Source organism: Rhodococcus sp. NPDC058505, from assembly GCF_042720095.1.
Lineage (GTDB): Bacteria > Actinomycetota > Actinomycetes > Mycobacteriales > Mycobacteriaceae > Rhodococcus_G.
The window spans coordinates 43,198-58,799 of record NZ_JBHXNB010000007.1 but is presented as its reverse complement, the minus strand read 5'-3'; the positions used below and the strand labels follow the sequence as shown (position 1 = coordinate 58,799).

General features: G+C 71.8%; 18 protein-coding genes. 12 read left to right on the top strand and 6 right to left on the bottom strand.

Going from position 1 to position 15,602, the window contains the following annotated elements; genetic code table 11:
• Positions 1 to 2: 2 nt before the first annotated feature.
• Together ACFWPA_RS07870 and ACFWPA_RS07865 are read right to left on the bottom strand one after the other, a co-directional pair.
• On the bottom strand, positions 3 to 515 hold the full coding sequence (locus tag ACFWPA_RS07870; protein WP_378506631.1) for a TIGR04338 family metallohydrolase: 513 nt from the start codon (positions 513 to 515) through the stop codon (positions 3 to 5).
• Positions 512 to 1,261: a DUF2786 domain-containing protein gene (locus tag ACFWPA_RS07865; protein WP_378569946.1), complete on the bottom strand. Its 750-nt coding sequence runs from the start codon at positions 1,259 to 1,261 to the stop codon at positions 512 to 514. The genes ACFWPA_RS07870 and ACFWPA_RS07865 overlap by 4 nt, the downstream gene beginning before the upstream one ends.
• A 149-nt stretch (positions 1,262 to 1,410) precedes the next feature.
• On the opposite strand from ACFWPA_RS07865, the gene ACFWPA_RS07860 reads away from it, so the two are divergent.
• Genes ACFWPA_RS07860 through dprA form a run of 3 tightly spaced genes read left to right on the top strand, consistent with a single transcriptional unit; the run spans position 1,411 to position 4,402 of the window.
• Positions 1,411 to 1,767 (top strand): YraN family protein, encoded by a 357-nt coding sequence (locus tag ACFWPA_RS07860; protein ID WP_378569945.1) that lies wholly within the window; start codon positions 1,411 to 1,413, stop codon positions 1,765 to 1,767.
• Positions 1,767 to 3,275: a YifB family Mg chelatase-like AAA ATPase gene (locus ACFWPA_RS07855; RefSeq protein WP_378569944.1), complete on the top strand. Its 1,509-nt coding sequence runs from the start codon at positions 1,767 to 1,769 to the stop codon at positions 3,273 to 3,275. Before ACFWPA_RS07860 ends, ACFWPA_RS07855 begins: the two co-directional genes overlap by 1 nt.
• Positions 3,272 to 4,402, top strand: a complete 1,131-nt coding sequence (gene dprA / locus ACFWPA_RS07850) for a DNA-processing protein DprA (protein WP_378506635.1) — start codon at positions 3,272 to 3,274, stop codon at positions 4,400 to 4,402. Before ACFWPA_RS07855 ends, dprA begins: the two co-directional genes overlap by 4 nt.
• 13 nt (positions 4,403 to 4,415) lie before the next feature.
• Here dprA and ACFWPA_RS07845 read toward each other — a convergent pair whose 3' ends face one another.
• A complete protein-coding gene (locus ACFWPA_RS07845) occupies positions 4,416 to 4,991 on the bottom strand; it encodes a hypothetical protein (RefSeq protein WP_378506636.1) in 576 nt (191 codons plus the stop codon).
• Positions 4,992 to 5,127: 136 nt separating this feature from the next.
• Here ACFWPA_RS07845 and ACFWPA_RS07840 point away from each other — a divergent pair, with 136 nt between their 5' ends.
• Complete coding sequence (locus ACFWPA_RS07840) at positions 5,128 to 5,904, top strand: siderophore-interacting protein (protein ID WP_378506637.1); 777 nt, start codon at positions 5,128 to 5,130, stop codon at positions 5,902 to 5,904.
• Between the two features lie 3 nt (positions 5,905 to 5,907).
• On the opposite strand, the gene ACFWPA_RS07835 is transcribed toward ACFWPA_RS07840, so the two are convergent.
• On the bottom strand, positions 5,908 to 7,092 hold the full coding sequence (locus ACFWPA_RS07835) for a multidrug effflux MFS transporter (protein WP_378506638.1): 1,185 nt from the start codon (positions 7,090 to 7,092) through the stop codon (positions 5,908 to 5,910).
• Between the two features lie 84 nt (positions 7,093 to 7,176).
• Here ACFWPA_RS07835 and ACFWPA_RS07830 point away from each other — a divergent pair, with 84 nt between their 5' ends.
• Positions 7,177 to 8,127, top strand: coding sequence for a tyrosine recombinase XerC (locus tag ACFWPA_RS07830; RefSeq protein ID WP_378506639.1), 951 nt, complete (start codon positions 7,177 to 7,179; stop codon positions 8,125 to 8,127).
• Positions 8,128 to 8,172: 45 nt separating this feature from the next.
• Here ACFWPA_RS07830 and ACFWPA_RS07825 read toward each other — a convergent pair whose 3' ends face one another.
• Positions 8,173 to 8,655, bottom strand: coding sequence for a M23 family metallopeptidase (locus ACFWPA_RS07825; RefSeq protein WP_378506640.1), 483 nt, complete (start codon positions 8,653 to 8,655; stop codon positions 8,173 to 8,175).
• Between the two features lie 285 nt (positions 8,656 to 8,940).
• Between ACFWPA_RS07825 and rpsB the strand changes: the two genes are divergently transcribed.
• The 6 genes from rpsB (at position 8,941) to ACFWPA_RS07795 (ending at position 13,954) form a co-directional block, all read left to right on the top strand.
• Positions 8,941 to 9,819, top strand: a complete 879-nt coding sequence (gene rpsB / locus ACFWPA_RS07820) for a 30S ribosomal protein S2 (protein ID WP_378506641.1) — start codon at positions 8,941 to 8,943, stop codon at positions 9,817 to 9,819.
• A gap of 88 nt (positions 9,820 to 9,907) precedes the next feature.
• Complete coding sequence (gene tsf, locus ACFWPA_RS07815; protein ID WP_378506642.1) at positions 9,908 to 10,732, top strand: translation elongation factor Ts; 825 nt, start codon at positions 9,908 to 9,910, stop codon at positions 10,730 to 10,732.
• A gap of 247 nt (positions 10,733 to 10,979) precedes the next feature.
• A complete protein-coding gene (pyrH, locus tag ACFWPA_RS07810; protein ID WP_378506643.1) occupies positions 10,980 to 11,723 on the top strand; it encodes a UMP kinase in 744 nt (247 codons plus the stop codon).
• A gap of 45 nt (positions 11,724 to 11,768) precedes the next feature.
• Positions 11,769 to 12,326 (top strand): ribosome recycling factor, encoded by a 558-nt coding sequence (gene frr / locus ACFWPA_RS07805; RefSeq protein ID WP_378506644.1) that lies wholly within the window; start codon positions 11,769 to 11,771, stop codon positions 12,324 to 12,326.
• Between the two features lie 69 nt (positions 12,327 to 12,395).
• Positions 12,396 to 13,229 (top strand): phosphatidate cytidylyltransferase, encoded by an 834-nt coding sequence (locus tag ACFWPA_RS07800; RefSeq protein ID WP_378506645.1) that lies wholly within the window; start codon positions 12,396 to 12,398, stop codon positions 13,227 to 13,229.
• Positions 13,226 to 13,954, top strand: a complete 729-nt coding sequence (locus ACFWPA_RS07795) for a methyltransferase domain-containing protein (RefSeq protein ID WP_378569943.1) — start codon at positions 13,226 to 13,228, stop codon at positions 13,952 to 13,954. The genes ACFWPA_RS07800 and ACFWPA_RS07795 overlap by 4 nt, the downstream gene beginning before the upstream one ends.
• A 7-nt stretch (positions 13,955 to 13,961) precedes the next feature.
• On the opposite strand, the gene ACFWPA_RS07790 is transcribed toward ACFWPA_RS07795, so the two are convergent.
• Positions 13,962 to 14,366, bottom strand: a complete 405-nt coding sequence (locus ACFWPA_RS07790) for a lipopolysaccharide assembly protein LapA domain-containing protein (RefSeq protein WP_378506647.1) — start codon at positions 14,364 to 14,366, stop codon at positions 13,962 to 13,964.
• Positions 14,367 to 14,459: 93 nt separating this feature from the next.
• Between ACFWPA_RS07790 and rlmN the strand changes: the two genes are divergently transcribed.
• On the top strand, positions 14,460 to 15,569 hold the full coding sequence (gene rlmN, locus ACFWPA_RS07785) for a 23S rRNA (adenine(2503)-C(2))-methyltransferase RlmN (protein WP_378506648.1): 1,110 nt from the start codon (positions 14,460 to 14,462) through the stop codon (positions 15,567 to 15,569).
• The last annotated feature ends 33 nt before the right edge of the window (positions 15,570 to 15,602 follow it).

Below are 15,602 nucleotides of genomic sequence, written 5' to 3'. Positions count from 1 at the left end.
GGTCAGCGCAGCGCCACCCCGTTCTCCAGGAGGGTGGTGCGCAGCACGAACGCGGCCTCGCCGCCGAGGATCTCCTCGACGAGCACCAGGTAGCGGTCCACGAACTCCGGGCCGTGCGGGGCCGCGTCCGCGTCCGCAGGCTCGAGGTGGTGTGCCAGCTCGTGCAGCACGACCAGTTCGCGCAGTGCCCAGCGGGATTCGCGGCCAACGACGGGGACGGCGAGGGTTGCGGTGTCGGCCTCGTAGTGCGCTGCGGTCGCGCCGGACCGGGCCCGGACCGTCACCGGCTCCGCGGACCGAGGCCATCGCGCGCGCACCCAGTTCAGGGCGAGGACCCGGTCGGCGTAGTCCTGCACCGACTCGACGGACGCGAACTTCCGCTCGACCGGCAACGTGAGGTGCGAGCCGTACAGTTCGAGTCCGCGACCGGTCCCGGCGTCCGCGCGGTCGAAGATCCTGCGCACCACCGACTCCGCGTCGTACACGCGGGAGCGCTGGGCGTCGCGGACGCTCACGCGAGCCGTTTCCGCGGCGCGGGCAGCTCGGTCTCGCTGCCGAGTCGTGCGTCCCGCCCGGCGCGGTCCCCGGCCCGGCGGGCCCGGTCGGAGCGGGCCATGCCCGCCTGGGCGCCCCGCCACGCGCCGCGCGCCTTCGACGTCCGCGAATAGAAGTCTCGGAGCTCGATCTGCTTGTCCCGCAACACGAGTGCCGTCCCGGCCCGCTCGTCGTCTGCGGTGCCGGTCACGTCGGCCTCGACCGCGCGCTTCGTCTCGGCGAGGCGGTGCCCGATCCGCGCCGCGAAGGCCAGCTGGAAGTTCAATCGTGCGGTCACCCCGGCGACGGGTCGGTGGGCGCCGGACCGGATGTAGGCGTCCGAGGCCCGCACCATCTGCAGCAGCAGCGACGAGTACAGCGCCTGGCAGGTGTCGATGTCGGAGTCGAACCCGTACGCGAACACCTGCGTCGAGTTGTGCGCGACGTCGCACTGCACGTCGTTCGCGGCCGCGACCGCAACGAACAACTGGACATAGGTGCGCAGGCCCTTGCGGCCCGGTTCGCCGATCGAGATCGCCCGCTGCGTCGGCGTCGCCCGCCGCTCCCGCGACGCGGTGTGCGCGCGGGCCACCGCGAGGTCGACGGCGGTCGCGGTGGCGAGGCGCTGCGCGGCCTCCATGAACGCCTGCGCCTCGTGCGGGTTGTCGGTGGACTCCGCCTGCCGCAACAGCCCGCCGATCCGGACCAGCATCTTCTCCGAACTCACCCGATCGAGGGTAGCGGCAGGGTCCGACGCGGCCCGGGTCGTCGGCGGGGGAGCGGTCGTTGTCCACAGCCACCGAACTCATCCACAGGCCGCCCGAATCCCCAGGTGACGCCGGTGGCCGCGCTCGGTACCCGGTGCAGGGTGGTGGCATGGCACACAATGTGGAGTTGGGAGCGTTCGGGGAGGAGCTCGCGGTCGGGCATCTGCTCGGGCGGGGGATGGTGGTGCTGGACCGCAACTGGCGGTGCCGGTACGGCGAGCTCGACGTGATCGCCGAGGACGACGGCGCGGTCGTGTTCGTGGAGGTCAAGACCCGCACCGGCCGCGGATTCGGGACGCCGGCCGAGGCGGTGACCCACGCGAAGCGGGCCCGGATCAGGCGACTTGCCGGGCTGTGGCTGCGGGAGCAGCCGCGGGGGTGGCGCCGGGTCCGGTTCGACGTGGTGTCGGTGTTGGTGCCGCCCGGTTCCGCGCCGGAGCTGACGCACCTCGAGGCGGTGTTCTGATGGCGCTCGGGAGGGCCCACTCGGTCGCGGTCCGCGGGGTGGAGGGGGAACTGGTCGAGATCGAAGCCGACCTCGGCCGCGGCCTGCCTGGCACGCACCTGGTCGGGTTGCCGGACACCGCCCTGCAGGAGTCGAGGGACCGGGTGCGGGCCGCGGTGACGAACTCCGGCGAGAAGTGGCCGGATTCGCGGATCATCCTGGCGTTGTCGCCCGCGACGCTGCCGAAGGGCGGGTCCGCGTACGACCTGGCGCTCGCGTGCGCCGTCCTCGCCGCCGCTGGCGTCGTTCCGGTCGGGGACCTGGAGAAGAGTGTGCTGCTTGGCGAGCTGGCACTCGACGGTCGGCTGCGGACGGTCCGCGGCGTGCTGCCCGCGGTGCTCGCCGCCAAGCACGCGGGGTGGACGACGGTCGTGGTACCGCACGTCGCGCTCGCGGAGGCAGGGCTGGTCGACGGCATTGACGTGCTCGGTGCCCGCGACCTGCGGGAGGTCGTCGAATGGCTGCGCGGTGAGCTGGTCCTGGCCGGTCCGGGGGAGCGGGACCGCAGTGCCGAGCGCACGGTGCCCGACCTAGGCGACGTCGCCGGGCAGGATGAGGCCCGGCTCGCGCTGGAGGTCGCGGCGGCGGGCGCCCACCACCTGATGTTGACGGGTCCACCGGGGATCGGGAAGACGATGCTCGCGCAACGACTTCCGGGGATCCTGCCGTCCCTCAGTGAGGACGAGTCCCTCGAGGTGACCGCGATCCATTCGGTTGCGGGGCTGCTGACCACGGATCGGCCGCTGATCACCGAGCCGCCGTTCGTCGCCCCGCATCACACCTGCTCGATCAGTGCACTCGTCGGCGGGGGAACCGGGATGGCACGACCCGGGGCGGTCAGCCGCGCGCACCGCGGCGTGCTCTTCCTCGACGAATGCGCCGAGCTCGGCGTCAAGACCCTGGAGGCGCTGCGCACCCCGCTCGAGGACGGTGAGGTGCGGATCGCCCGACGGGACGGGGTCGCGGTCTACCCGGCACGTTTCCAGCTGATCCTCGCGGCGAACCCCTGTCCGTGCGCGCCGCCGCGGATGGAGGACTGCATCTGCGCGCCGACCGCGCGCCGGCGCTACCTCGGCAAGCTGTCCGGGCCGTTGATGGACCGGGTTGACCTGCGGGTGCAGATGTTCGCCGTCTCCGTCGGCGCGCTCAACGGGGACGGCGGCGAGGGCACCGCGGCGGTGCGGGAACGCGTCGAGCAGGCCAGGGCAGCGGCGGTGGAGCGGTGGCGCGACTTCGGGTGGCGCACCAACGCCGAGGTTCCGGGGCCCGTGCTGCGGCAGCGGTTCCGGCTCGGCCGGGACACGCTCGCCGGGATGGAGCGGGCGTTGCGGGCGGGGGAGATCACCGCGCGGGGGGCGGACCGCGCGCTGCGGGTCGCCTGGACCCTCGCCGACCTGGCCGGCCTGACGGTTCCGGGGACGGATCAGGTCGGCTTCGCACTCGGGTTCCGGGACCGGTGGGGCGCGTGAGCGCCCGGGCCGGTGACCGGGCCGCAGCGTGGGCGTATCTGTCCGCGGTCGCGCAGGGGCCGTGCGCGCCGCTGGTCGAGTTGGTCGACGCGGTCGGGCCGCTGGAGGCCGCCCGCGCGGTCCGGGAGGCGGACCTACCGGAGGTGTTGCGCACCCGGACCGAGGCGCGCAGACATCTCGACACCGTCGAACGCGACCTCGACCACCTCGACCGCCTCGGCGGCCGACTGCTCACCCCGGACGACGAGGACTGGCCTTCCTGGAAGTTGTTGGCGTTCGGCGGGATCGATGCCCGACGTGATCGGGAGGCGACGATTCCGCTGGCGGTGTGGGTGCTGGGGTCGCGGTCGGTGGCCGAGCTGACCGACCGGGCGATCGCCGTGGTCGGGACCCGGGCGGCGAGCGGGTACGGGGAACACGTGACCGCGCAGTTCGTCGACGACCTCGCCGGTGCCGGGTGGACGGTGGTGTCCGGGGCCGCATACGGGATCGACGGGGTCGCGCATCGCGCGGCCCTCGCGGCGGGCGCGCCGACCGTCGCGGTGCTCGCGTGTGGGCTGGACCGCGCCTACCCGGCCGGTCATGCGCGGCTGCTGCGGCAGATCGGCGAGACCGGGTTGGTGCTGAGCGAGTACCCGCCGGGGACGCCGCCAGCGCGCCACCGGTTCCTGGCCCGTAATCGGCTGGTGGCGGGGCTGTCCGACGCGGTGCTGGTGGTGGAGGCGGGCGCCCGCAGCGGGGCACGCAACACCGCCGCGTGGGCCGCCCGGCTCGGTCGGCCGGTGCTCGCGGTGCCGGGGCCGGTCACGTCGGCGGCCTCGGTGGGATGCCACCGGATGATTCGTGACGGGGACGCCCGGCTGGCCGCGACGGCAGCGGACGTCGTCGACGTGGCGGGCCCGATCACGGTGGGGGACACCGCGTCCGGGCCCGCCCGCCGACTCGACGCACTCGGTGAGACCGAGTCGCTGGTGTACGAGGCGCTCCCGTCGTCGGGTGCGGCCGGGGTGCGGGAGCTGTCCGAGTCGTCGGGCCGGACCGTCGACGCGGTGCGGGGGGCGCTGCCGACGCTCGAACTGATGGGGCTGGTCGGGAGGGACGAGACCGGGTGGTACCGGCGCGGGTGAGGCGCAGGGACGATTAGGCCCCGAACTGCGGGCAGAGGTTCTCGAGCGCCGACGAGTACAGCTGCTTGGCCTCGGCGCTGTCGTCGCCGCGGGTCATCATCTCGACGTAGCCGTTCCAGTCCGACCAGGCGTCGGTCGAGACGGCCGACGGGCGCAGGTGCTCGTAGGTCTCGCAGAAGCTGTGCCCGGCGGCGACGATCGCGGCGCGCTGCGAGCGTTGGGACGGGACCTCGGTGCCGTCGGGGGTGGTGGTCGCATCCCAACGAGACTGCCCGCACACGGCCTTCACGAAGGCGGCATCCCCGCCCTCCGGGATCGCGGTGAACACGGCACCCGACTGCACCTGCGCGATCCGGGCATCCCGGGACTCCTCGAACTGCGCGGCCAGCTGACGGTAGGCGTCGTCGGGCTCGCCCGCGGGCTGCGGCCGGAGCACGTCCACCAGTTCCTCGGCGGTGGCGTTGGGAAGGCCGACGTCCACGCACCCGGTGTCCGCGGCCGTGTCGGCCTCCGAGGGGGACGAGCAGCCGGTCAGCACGGCGGCGGCGACGAGCAGAACGGCGGGCGTGATGCGACGAGCGAGTTTCATGATCCTCCGATGGAAGGGGCTGCGACCGAAGGAGTATGTCAGCAGGGTCCATCTCGCCGTACCGAATCGTGCGGCTGGCGACGCCACCACGCGCCCGCGTACAGTTAGGTAATCCTAATTCTCTGGAGGTTCGAGGATGACGCGGCCGACCGTCACACTGACCGTGCAACGCACCGAGCAACTCGCCCCGCACCTGGTGCGGGTGTACCTCGGCGGCCCGGGATTCGAGGAGTTCGTCCCCAACGGGTACGCCGACGCCTACGTCAAGCTGGTGTTCGGTACCGACACCGAACCCGTGCTGCGGACCTACACGGTGCGCCGGGTCGATGACCGGAGCCGGGAAATCGCAATTGATTTCGTGGTTCACGGCGACGAGGGCGTCGCCGGTCGATGGGCGGCGACCGCCCGGCAGGGGGAACAGCTGCGGCTGCGTGGACCGGGCGGAGCGTACGCGCCGCGCCGCGACGCGGACTGGCACCTGCTCGCCGGGGACGAATCCGCGCTGCCCGCGATCGGCGCTGCGCTTGAGGCGCTACCCGCGGGTGCCCGCGCACAGGTCTTCGTCGAGGTCGCCGGGCCCGGCGACGAGATCGCCCTGCCCACCGCCGCCGACGCCGCCATCACCTGGATCCACCGCGGCGGCGCGGCGGACGAGGTCGGCGACGACCGCGCGGGCGAGCACGCCCCACTGATCGCGGCGGTCACCGCCGCCGACTGGTGGCCCGGCCAACCCCAGGTGTTCATCCATGGTGAGGCACAGGCGGTCATGCACGGGCTGCGCCCGTACATCCGCAGGGAGCGGGGCGTGCGGGCCGAGTGGGCGTCGATCTCCGGGTACTGGCGCCGCGGCCGCACCGAGGAAGGATTTCGGGTCTGGAAGTCCGAGCTTGCTGCGGCCGAACCGGGCGGCTGACCGTCAGCCGGTGACCGCCGGCGCAGGCTCGGCGGTCGGGGCCGTCGCGGGCCGGGCCAGGGTGAGCAGCGCGACCAGCGCGAGGACCGAGCAGGCCAGAATGCTGATCGCCATGCCCGCCGCAGATCCGCCGACCAGCGGAGCGACCAGCGCGGCAAGGCCGAACTGTCCGGCCCCCATCACCGCGGACCCGGTGCCTGCGGCGTCGGGCACCTCGGCCTGGCCGAGCGCGGTCGCGTTGCCCATGATGAAACCGATCGCCGTCGTCACCACGAACAGCAACGGCAGCACCGCCGCCGGGCCGATGCCGCCGACGGCCACCACCAGGACCAGTGCGGCACCGGCCGCGGTGACCAGCAGGACGCCGAAGGTGAGCAACTGGCTGGCGTGGAATCGCCCGATCAGGCGGGTGTTGACGATGCTGCCGAGCACGATGCCGACCGAGTTGACCCCGAACACGATCGAGAACTGTCCTGCGGTCAGGCCGAGGACGTCCTGCACCACGAACGGCGACGCCGAAATGTAGGAGAACAGCGCGCCGAACCCGAACATGAACGCCAGCGCGTAGCCGACGAACCGGCGATTGCACACCACGTACCTGCCGTTGCGGGCCAGCGCGGCGAGACCACCGCCGTGCCTGCGGTCCGGCGCCAGCGTCTCCGGGATCAGGGCGAGCACGCCCACCACCATCACCACGCCCGCGACGGCGAGCACCCAGAAGATGCCGCGCCAGCCGATCGGGCCGAGCAGCGCACCGCCAGCCATCGGTGCGACCACCGGGGCAACGCCGCCGATGATCATCATGAGCGAGAACAGCTTCGCGGCGGCGTCACCCGACGCGCGGTCGGCGATCACCGCCCGCGCCAGCACGATCGCGGCACCGCCGCTCAACCCCTGCACCAGACGCGCCGCGATCAGGACACCCGCCGACGGCGCGATCGCGCACAGGATCCCGCTGAGCGCGAACACCGCGGTGCCGCCGAGCAGCAGCCCGCGGCGCCCCCACCCGTCGGAGAGCGGCCCGACGATCAGCTGCCCGATGCCGAGCCCGGCCATGAACGTGGTCAACGTCAACTGCACGGTCGAGTCCGATGTCGACAGGTCGTCGCCGAGCATCGGAAGTCCCGGCAGGTACATGTCCGTCGCCAGCGGGGCGATCGCCGACAACAGGGCGAGGGTCAACAGCATCGGAACCGGTATCGCACGCATCACATGGGAGTACCAGCGGCGCGTGTGCTTGCTTTATTCCCGTGGCGGGGTGATCTTTTGGGGATGACCTCCGACGCGCAGGATGCCGGGCCCGCCGAACTTCCCGCACGCCTCGCCGACCTCCTCGACGTGTACGCCGACCACCTGCGGCTCGAACGCGGCAGATCCGAGCACACCGTCCGCGCCTACCTCGGTGACGTGCGGTCGCTGCTGGCGCATGTGGTCGCGACCGACCCCGACGCCCGACTCGAGGATCTGGACCTGGCCACCCTGCGGGCCTGGCTGTCGGGGCAGGCCGCCGCGGGCGTTGCCCGCACCACCCTCGCGCGTCGCACCGCATCCGCCCGCACGTTCACCGCCTGGCTCACCCGCACCCGCCGCATCCCACGAGACCCCGGGGTCCGGCTGGCGTCCCCGAAGACGCATCGGACGCTGCCGGCCGTGCTCCGGCAGGGTCAGGCCGAGGATGCGATGCGGGCCGCCGAATCGGGTGCCGCGCAGCATGATCCGGTGGCACTCCGGGACCGGCTGATCGTGGAGATGCTGTACGCCAGCGGAATTCGGGTTGGAGAGTTGTGCGGACTCGACCTCGGCGACGTCGACCACGAGCGGCGGGTGGTTCGCGTGGTTGGCAAGGGCGACAAGCAGCGCTCGGTCCCGTTCGGGGGGCCCGCCGCCGCCGCCCTCGACCTGTGGCTGCGCGTCGGGCGTCCCGCCCTCGCGAATCCCCGGTCCGGCGAGGCGTTGCTGCTGGGCAAACGGGGTCGGCGACTCGACCAGCGGCAGGCGCGGACCGTGGTGCATGAGGTGCTCGAAGCGGTCCCCGGGGCGCCGAGCCTCGGGCCGCACGGCCTGCGGCATTCCGCGGCAACCCACCTGCTTGAGGGCGGCGCCGACCTGCGCGTCGTGCAGGAACTGCTCGGCCACAACAGCCTCGCGACCACTCAGCTCTACACCCACGTGTCCGTCGCCCGGCTCCGTGCGGTGCACGATCAGGCCCACCCGCGGGCCTGACGCCCGCCCCGGTCGTGTGAGCGGGCCTGACACCCCGCCTCCCGGTCAGGAATGGAGCGGCTTCAGCCGGACCGGGCCGGGCCGGAGCAGGGCAAGCGGGTCCAGGTACACGTCCCGTCCGCGGCGTACCCCCCAGTGCAGGCAGCTGCCGGGGCAGCCCGGGTGCCCCGCGGCCAGGGTGCCGAGCCCGGCCCCCCGGGCCACCCGCTGCCCGACCCGGACGCTCGCCAGCACCGGCTCGTAGGTCGTCCGCAGCCCGCCGCGGTGGTCGACGGACACCACCGGCTTGCCCGCGACCTCGCCTGCGAAGGCCACCACCCCGTCGCCGGCGGCCAGCACCGGCTGACCGGCGGCGGCGGACAGGTCGACGCCGCGGTGCCCGGCCAGCCAGTCGCGGGCGGGCGGATCGAACGGGGTCACCACGATCGGACGGGGGGTGAGGGGCCAGCCGAAGCCAGCGGCCGCGGCGGGGGCGGCGGCGCCGAGCAGCAGAGCGGCGCAGAACCCGAGGAGCATCGGCAGTCGCATCTCCCCACCCTGACCGTTCCCGGTCAGCCGCGGGAGCCCGCGACCGCGCCCTGGGGAGAATTCCGCGCGTTCTCCACAGCCCGCGGAGGCCGATTGGGAGCTGCACCGTGCACCCCGTACACTCGACACGCGGTCTGTGTTCGCGCAGTCCGACTTCGCGCGCCCGCGCATCGACAAGCAGCCCTCGGCTGGTCCCGCATTCGTGCAGGTCCGAGGGTTGGTGGGCGCCAGGGCAGGGGTCACCCGACCGCCTGCGTCAACCGGAAATGAAAGAGGTACACAGCCATGGCTGTTGTGACCATGAAGCAGATGCTCGACAGTGGAACCCACTTCGGGCACCAGACCCGTCGCTGGAACCCGAAGATGAAGCGGTTCATCCTCACGGACCGCAACGGCATCTACATCATCGACCTGCAGCAGACGCTCACGTACATCGACAAGGCGTACGAGTTCGTCAAGGAGACCGTCGCGCACGGCGGCACCATCCTGTTCGTCGGCACCAAGAAGCAGGCGCAGGAGTCCATCGCCGAAGAGGCCACCCGCGTCGGCATGCCGTACGTGAACCAGCGCTGGCTCGGCGGCATGCTCACCAACTTCACGACCGTCCACAAGCGCCTGCTGCGCCTGAAGGACCTCGAGGCCATGGAGCAGACCGGCGGCTTCGAGGGGCGCACCAAGAAGGAAATCCTCATGCTCACGCGTGAGATGACCAAGCTGGACCGCACCCTCGGCGGCATCCGGGACATGGCCAAGGTTCCGTCGGCCATCTGGGTCGTCGACACCAACAAGGAGCACCTGGCGGTCTCCGAGGCGCGCAAGCTGAACATCCCGGTCATCGCGATCCTGGACACCAACTGCGACCCCGACCTCGTCGACTACCCGATCCCGGGCAACGACGACGCCATCCGCTCCGCCGCGCTGCTGACCAAGGTCGTCGCGTCCGCCGTCGCCGAGGGTCTGCAGGCCCGCGCCGGCCGCAACGCCGCCGACGACAGCAAGCCCGAGGCAGGCGCCGAGCCGCTCGCCGAGTGGGAGCAGGAGCTCCTGTCGCAGGCCGCGCCCGCCGCCGACGCCGAGGCTGCGCCCGCCGCCGCCGCCGACGCCGAGGCTGCGCCCGCCGCCGAGGCCGCGCCCGCGACCGACGCCGAGGCCCCGCAGGCCTAGTTGATCCGGCCCCGACCCATCGCTGCACGGCCGGGTCGGGGCCGTTTCGCTCCCCATCCAGACACTCATTCGAGGAGGCTCGCCCCCGATGGCGAACTACACCGCCGCTGACGTGAAGCGGCTCCGCGAGCTCACCGGCTCCGGCATGATGGACTGCAAGAACGCGCTGACCGAGACCGACGGCGACTTCGACAAGGCCGTCGAGCTGCTGCGCATCAAGGGCGCGAAGGACGTCGGCAAGCGCGCCGAGCGGTCCACCGCCGAGGGCCTGGTCATCGCCAAGGACGGCGTGATGCTCGAGCTCAACGCCGAGACCGACTTCGTCGCCAAGAACGCCGAGTTCCAGGCGCTGGCCGACACGGTCGTCGCCGCGGCCGCCGCCGCGAAGCCTGCCGACCTGGACGCCCTCAAGGCGGTCGAGGTCGACGGCAAGACGGTCGACGCCCTGGTTCAGGAGCTGTCCGCGAAGATCGGCGAGAAGCTTGAGCTGCGCCGCGTCGTCTCCTTCGACGGCCCGGTCGCGACCTACCTGCACAAGCGTGCGTCCGACCTGCCGCCCGGTGTCGGCGTGCTGATCGAGTACACCGGCGAGGGTGACGCGGCGGCCGAGGCCGCCCGCGCCGCCGCCATGCAGGTCGCCGCGCTCAAGGCGAAGTACCTGACCCGCGACGAGGTCCCCGCGGATGTCGTCGAGAACGAGCGTCGCATCGCCGAGCAGACCGCGAAGGAGGAGGGCAAGCCGGAAGCAGCCCTCCCGAAGATCGTCGAGGGTCGCGTCAACGGCTTCTTCAAGGATGTCGTGCTGACCGAGCAGTCCTCGGTGACCGACAGCAAGAAGACCGTCAAGGCCCTGCTCGACGAGGCGGGCGTGACCCTGGTCCGCTTCGCGCGGTTCGAGGTCGGCGCCAGCTAGTCGCGGGCACCACCGCCGAAACGGCCCCGTCACCACCCGGTGACGGGGCCGTTCGCGTGCCTGCGGCACTGTGCGTGATTCTTACCCCCACTGGGGTAAGAATCACGCACGGGCGCGAAGTCGCACCCGACGGTGGTTCGCGCGGGTGGATAGGGCAGGATGGAGAGGTCATCTGTGGCTGTACCGCCGACGGTGGCCGATTCATGCTGGTCGCACCATCTGCGCGGCCGTGAGACGAGAGAGAGCCATGACCGAATCCGCCTCAACCGACACCACTGCCCGACGTGACGGCTTCAAGCGCGTCCTGTTGAAACTCGGCGGCGAGATGTTCGGTGGCGGCGAGGTCGGCCTCGACCCGGACGTGGTGCAGACCGTCGCCCGGCAGATCAAGGCCGTGGTGGAATCCGGGGTGCAGGTCGCGGTCGTGATCGGCGGCGGCAACTTCTTCCGCGGCGCCGAACTGCAGCAGCGCGGCATGGACCGGGCCCGCTCCGACTACATGGGCATGCTCGGCACCGTCATGAACTGCCTTGCGCTGCAGGACTTCCTGGAGAAGGAAGGCATCGACACTCGTGTGCAGACCGCCATCACGATGGGTCAGGTCGCCGAACCGTACCTGCCGCTGCGGGCGCGCCGTCACCTGGAGAAGGGGCGCGTCGTCATCTTCGGTGCGGGCATGGGCATGCCGTACTTCTCGACCGACACCACCGCCGCGCAGCGCGCCCTCGAGATCGGCGCGGAGGTCGTGCTGATGGCCAAGGCCGTCGACGGCGTGTACACCGCCGACCCCCGGCTCGATCCCACCGCGACGATGTACACCGAGATCAGCCACCGTGAGGTCATCGAGCGGGGCCTGAAGGTCGCCGACGCGACCGCCTTCAGCCTCTGCATGGACAACCAGATGCCGATCATGGTGTTCAACCTGCTCACCGAGGGCAACATCGCGCGCGCGGTGTCCGGTGAGAAGATCGGAACCCTGGTGAAATCGTGACCATCACACCATCCGCAGCCACCCCCGCGAGCCTGGAGGAACACCGTGATCGATGAAGCGCTCTTCGATGCCGAGGAGAAGATGGAGAAGACCGTCGCGTCGGCGAAGGACGACCTCGGCGGAATCCGCACCGGGCGGGCCAATCCCGGCATGTTCAACCGGATCGCGATCGAGTACTACGGCGCGATGACGCCGATCTCGCAGCTCGCGTCGATCACCGTTCCGGAGGCCCGGCTCGTGGTCATCAAGCCCTACGAGCAGGCCCAGCTGGGGCCGATCCAGAACGCGATCCGGAACTCGGACCTCGGCGTCAACCCGACCGACGACGGCACCCTGATCCGGGTGTCGGTGCCGCAGCTGACGGAGGAACGCCGCCGCGAGCTCGTTAAGCAGTCGAAGGCCAAGGGCGAGGACGCGAAGGTCGCGATCCGCAACGTGCGGCGCAAGGCGATGGACGAGCTGAACCGCATCCAGAAGGACGGCGAGGCAGGCGAGGACGAGGTGGCCCGCGCCGAGAAGGAGCTCGACAAGACCACGGCGAAGTACGTCGGGCACATCGACGAGCTGGTCAAGCACAAGGAAGCCGAATTGATGGAGGTCTAGGCGGTGCCCACCGACAGTCCCACCGGCGCCGCGCGCCACGATGGGACGGATGGTCCCCATCCGGACGGCATGACCACCGCCGTCGCCTCCAAGGCCGGCCGAAACCTACCCGCCGCGATCGCGGTGGGGGCGGGTCTCGGCGCCCTCGTGATCGCCTCGCTGCTGTTCGTGCCCATGGTGTGGTTCGGCATCGTCGCCGCGGCGATGGCGATCGCCACCTGGGAGGTGGCGAAGCGGCTGCGGGAGAGCGACGTCTCCGTCCCCCTGATCCCGCTGCTGCTCGGCGGCCAGGCGACGATCTGGCTCGGCTGGCCGTACGGGACGACCGGGGTGCTCGCCGGGTTCGCCGGCACCGTCCTGGTGTGCATGGTGTGGCGGCTGCTGGCGCAGGGGCTGCGGTCCGCGCCGCGAAACTATCTGCGGGACACCGCGATCACCACGTTCGTCGCGGCCTGGATCCCGCTGCTCGCGGCGTTCGCAACCCTGATGGTCACCCACGAGGGCGGCAACAGGTGGGTGTTCGTGTTCATGATTGGTGTCGTCTGTTCGGACGTCGGCGGCTACACCGCGGGCGTCCTGTTCGGCAAGCATCCGATGGTGCCCGCGATCAGCCCGAAGAAGTCCTGGGAGGGCCTCGGCGGGTCGCTGCTGTTCGCGATCATCGGCTCGCTCGCGACCGTCACCCTCATCCTCGACGCGAACCCGTTCATCGGCGTGCTGCTCGGCGTCGTGCTGGTGCTCACCGGCACCCTCGGCGACCTGATCGAGTCGCAGGTCAAACGGGACCTCGGCATCAAGGACATGGGCACCCTGCTGCCCGGGCACGGCGGCATCATGGACCGGCTCGACTCGTTGTTGCCGTCGGCGTTCGTGACCTGGCTGGTGCTCACGGCGCTGCTGTGACCCGGCGCAGGCCGCCGCACGGGCGGCCGATCCCGAGCCCGAACATCTGGCACTGGCCGCGGATCTACGAGGTGGAGAACCGCGCCCAGGACGCGGACGGCGCGATCTTCGCGGAACTGCGCCGGGTCGCGGACTGGGCCGGTCGCGACCTCGTCGATGTCGGCTGCGGAACCGGGTTCCACCTGCCGACATTCGCGGCGGCCGCAGGCAGCGTCACCGGGGTCGAGCCGCACCCGCCGCTGGTTGCGGCGGCGCGGGCGCGCACCGACTCGCTGGCCGGGGTCCGGGTGCTGGCGGGGACCGCGGAGGCGCTGCCGCTCGCGGACCGCAGCGTCGACGTCGTGCACGCGCGCACCGCGTACTTCTTCGGACCTGGCTGCGGGCCCGGCATCGCCGAGGCGATGCGGGTGCTGCGCCCCGGTGGCGTCCTCGCCGTCGTCGACCTGGACGCCACCGCCCCCGGCTACGGGGACTGGATGCGCGCCGACCTGCCGCACTACGACCCGGCCGTCGTCGAGGCGTTCTTCGCGGCGCAGGGCTTCGACCTCGTTCGGGTGCCGACCCGGTGGGAGTTCGAGGACCGCCGCGCGCTGCGGGCCGTCCTCGGGATCGAGTTCGGCGAGAAGATCGCGGATCTGGCGTTCGCCCAGACCCCCGGACTGGCGCTGGACGTGCGGTACCGGATCCACACCCGACGGGCTCCGCGGGGCCTGCTCGGCGGCTGACCCGGCGTCAGCCCGACGTCGACCGCTTCGCGAGGCGGCGGATCTGCATGATCCGCACCCCGCCGGCCAACGCCATGATCAGCGCGCCGGCGATCGCGGCAAGCAACAGGCTGACGCCAAGCGGGAGCGAGAACTCCCACCAGAACAGGTTCCACGTCACCGAGTCGAGGTTCTGCAGGATGAACACCAGCAGCAGGATCAGCACCAGCGTCCCGATGACCAGGCCGGTCCAGGTGGCGGCCGCCTTGGTGTGACCGAGGCGGGGGTGCCCCGGCGGGGTGTCGGCGGTCCCGGACGCCGCCGGGTGCGGTCCGGGCTCCGGGGCCGGGACCGCCGGTGTCGGGCCGGGCGGCTGGTCCGCACGGTCGGCAGGGTCCGAGTCGTCGCGGTGCGGTCCGTCGGTGGGGGACATGGACCGATCATCATGCACCGGATGTGTGATTGCACGCGCATCCCGCTCGGGAAGTTCGCATGTCGCCCCGGCCGATGGAACACTGGGGACACTATGGCCGTTTCCCTGCCCCTCGTGTTCGACGCTCCCCGCCGCGGCATGCCGCCCACCCACCTGGCCGATCTCGACGCCGACGGCCGCAAGTCCGCCGTCAAGGACCTCGGGTTGCCGGGCTTCCGCGCCGATCAGCTCGCCCGCCAGTACTACGCCCGGCTCGAGGCCGACCCGGAGCGGATGACCGATCTGCCCGCCGCGGTCCGGGAGGCGGTCGCGGAGCGGCTGTTCCCGACCCTGCTCACCCCGGTCAAGCACGTCGCGTGCGACGACGGAACCACCAGGAAGACGCTGTGGAAGGCGCATGACGGCACGCTGCTCGAATCGGTGCTGATGCGCTACCCCGACCGGGCGACGCTGTGCATCTCCAGCCAGGCGGGGTGCGGCATGGCCTGCCCGTTCTGTGCGACCGGGCAGGGCGGCCTTGATCGGAACCTGTCGACCGCGGAGATCGTCGACCAGGTGCGGGCGGCGGCAGCCGCGATGCGGGACGGGGACATCGAGGGCGGGCCCGGTCGGCTGTCGAACATCGTGTTCATGGGGATGGGGGAGCCCCTCGCCAACTACAAGCGGGTGGTCGCCGCGGTCCGCCGGATCACCTCGCCCGCCCCGGACGGCCTCGGCATCTCGCAGCGTGCCGTCACCGTCTCGACGGTCGGGTTGGCGCCCGCAATCCGCAAGCTCGCCGACGAGAACATGTCGGTGCGACTGGCGGTGTCGCTGCACACCCCCGACGACGAGCTCCGCGACACCCTGGTCCCGGTCAACAACCGGTGGTCCGTCGCCGAGGTCCTCGACGCCGCCCGGTACTACGCCGACCGGAGCGGGCGCCGGGTGTCGATCGAATACGCGCTGATCAAGAACGTCAACGACCAGCCGTGGCGGGCGGACATGCTCGGCAAGAAGCTGCACAAGGCGCTCGGTCCGCTGGTGCACGTAAACCTGATCCCGCTGAACCCGACCCCGGGCAGCGAGTGGGACGCGGCCCCGAAGGACGTCGAACGCGAGTTCGTGCGCCGCGTCATCGCGCAGGGCGTGTCCTGCACGGTCCGCGACACCCGCGGCCAGGAGATCGCCGCCGCCTGCGGGCAGCTGGCCGCCGAGAACTGAGCGCCACCCACGACAACGGCCGCGCGGCTCCTT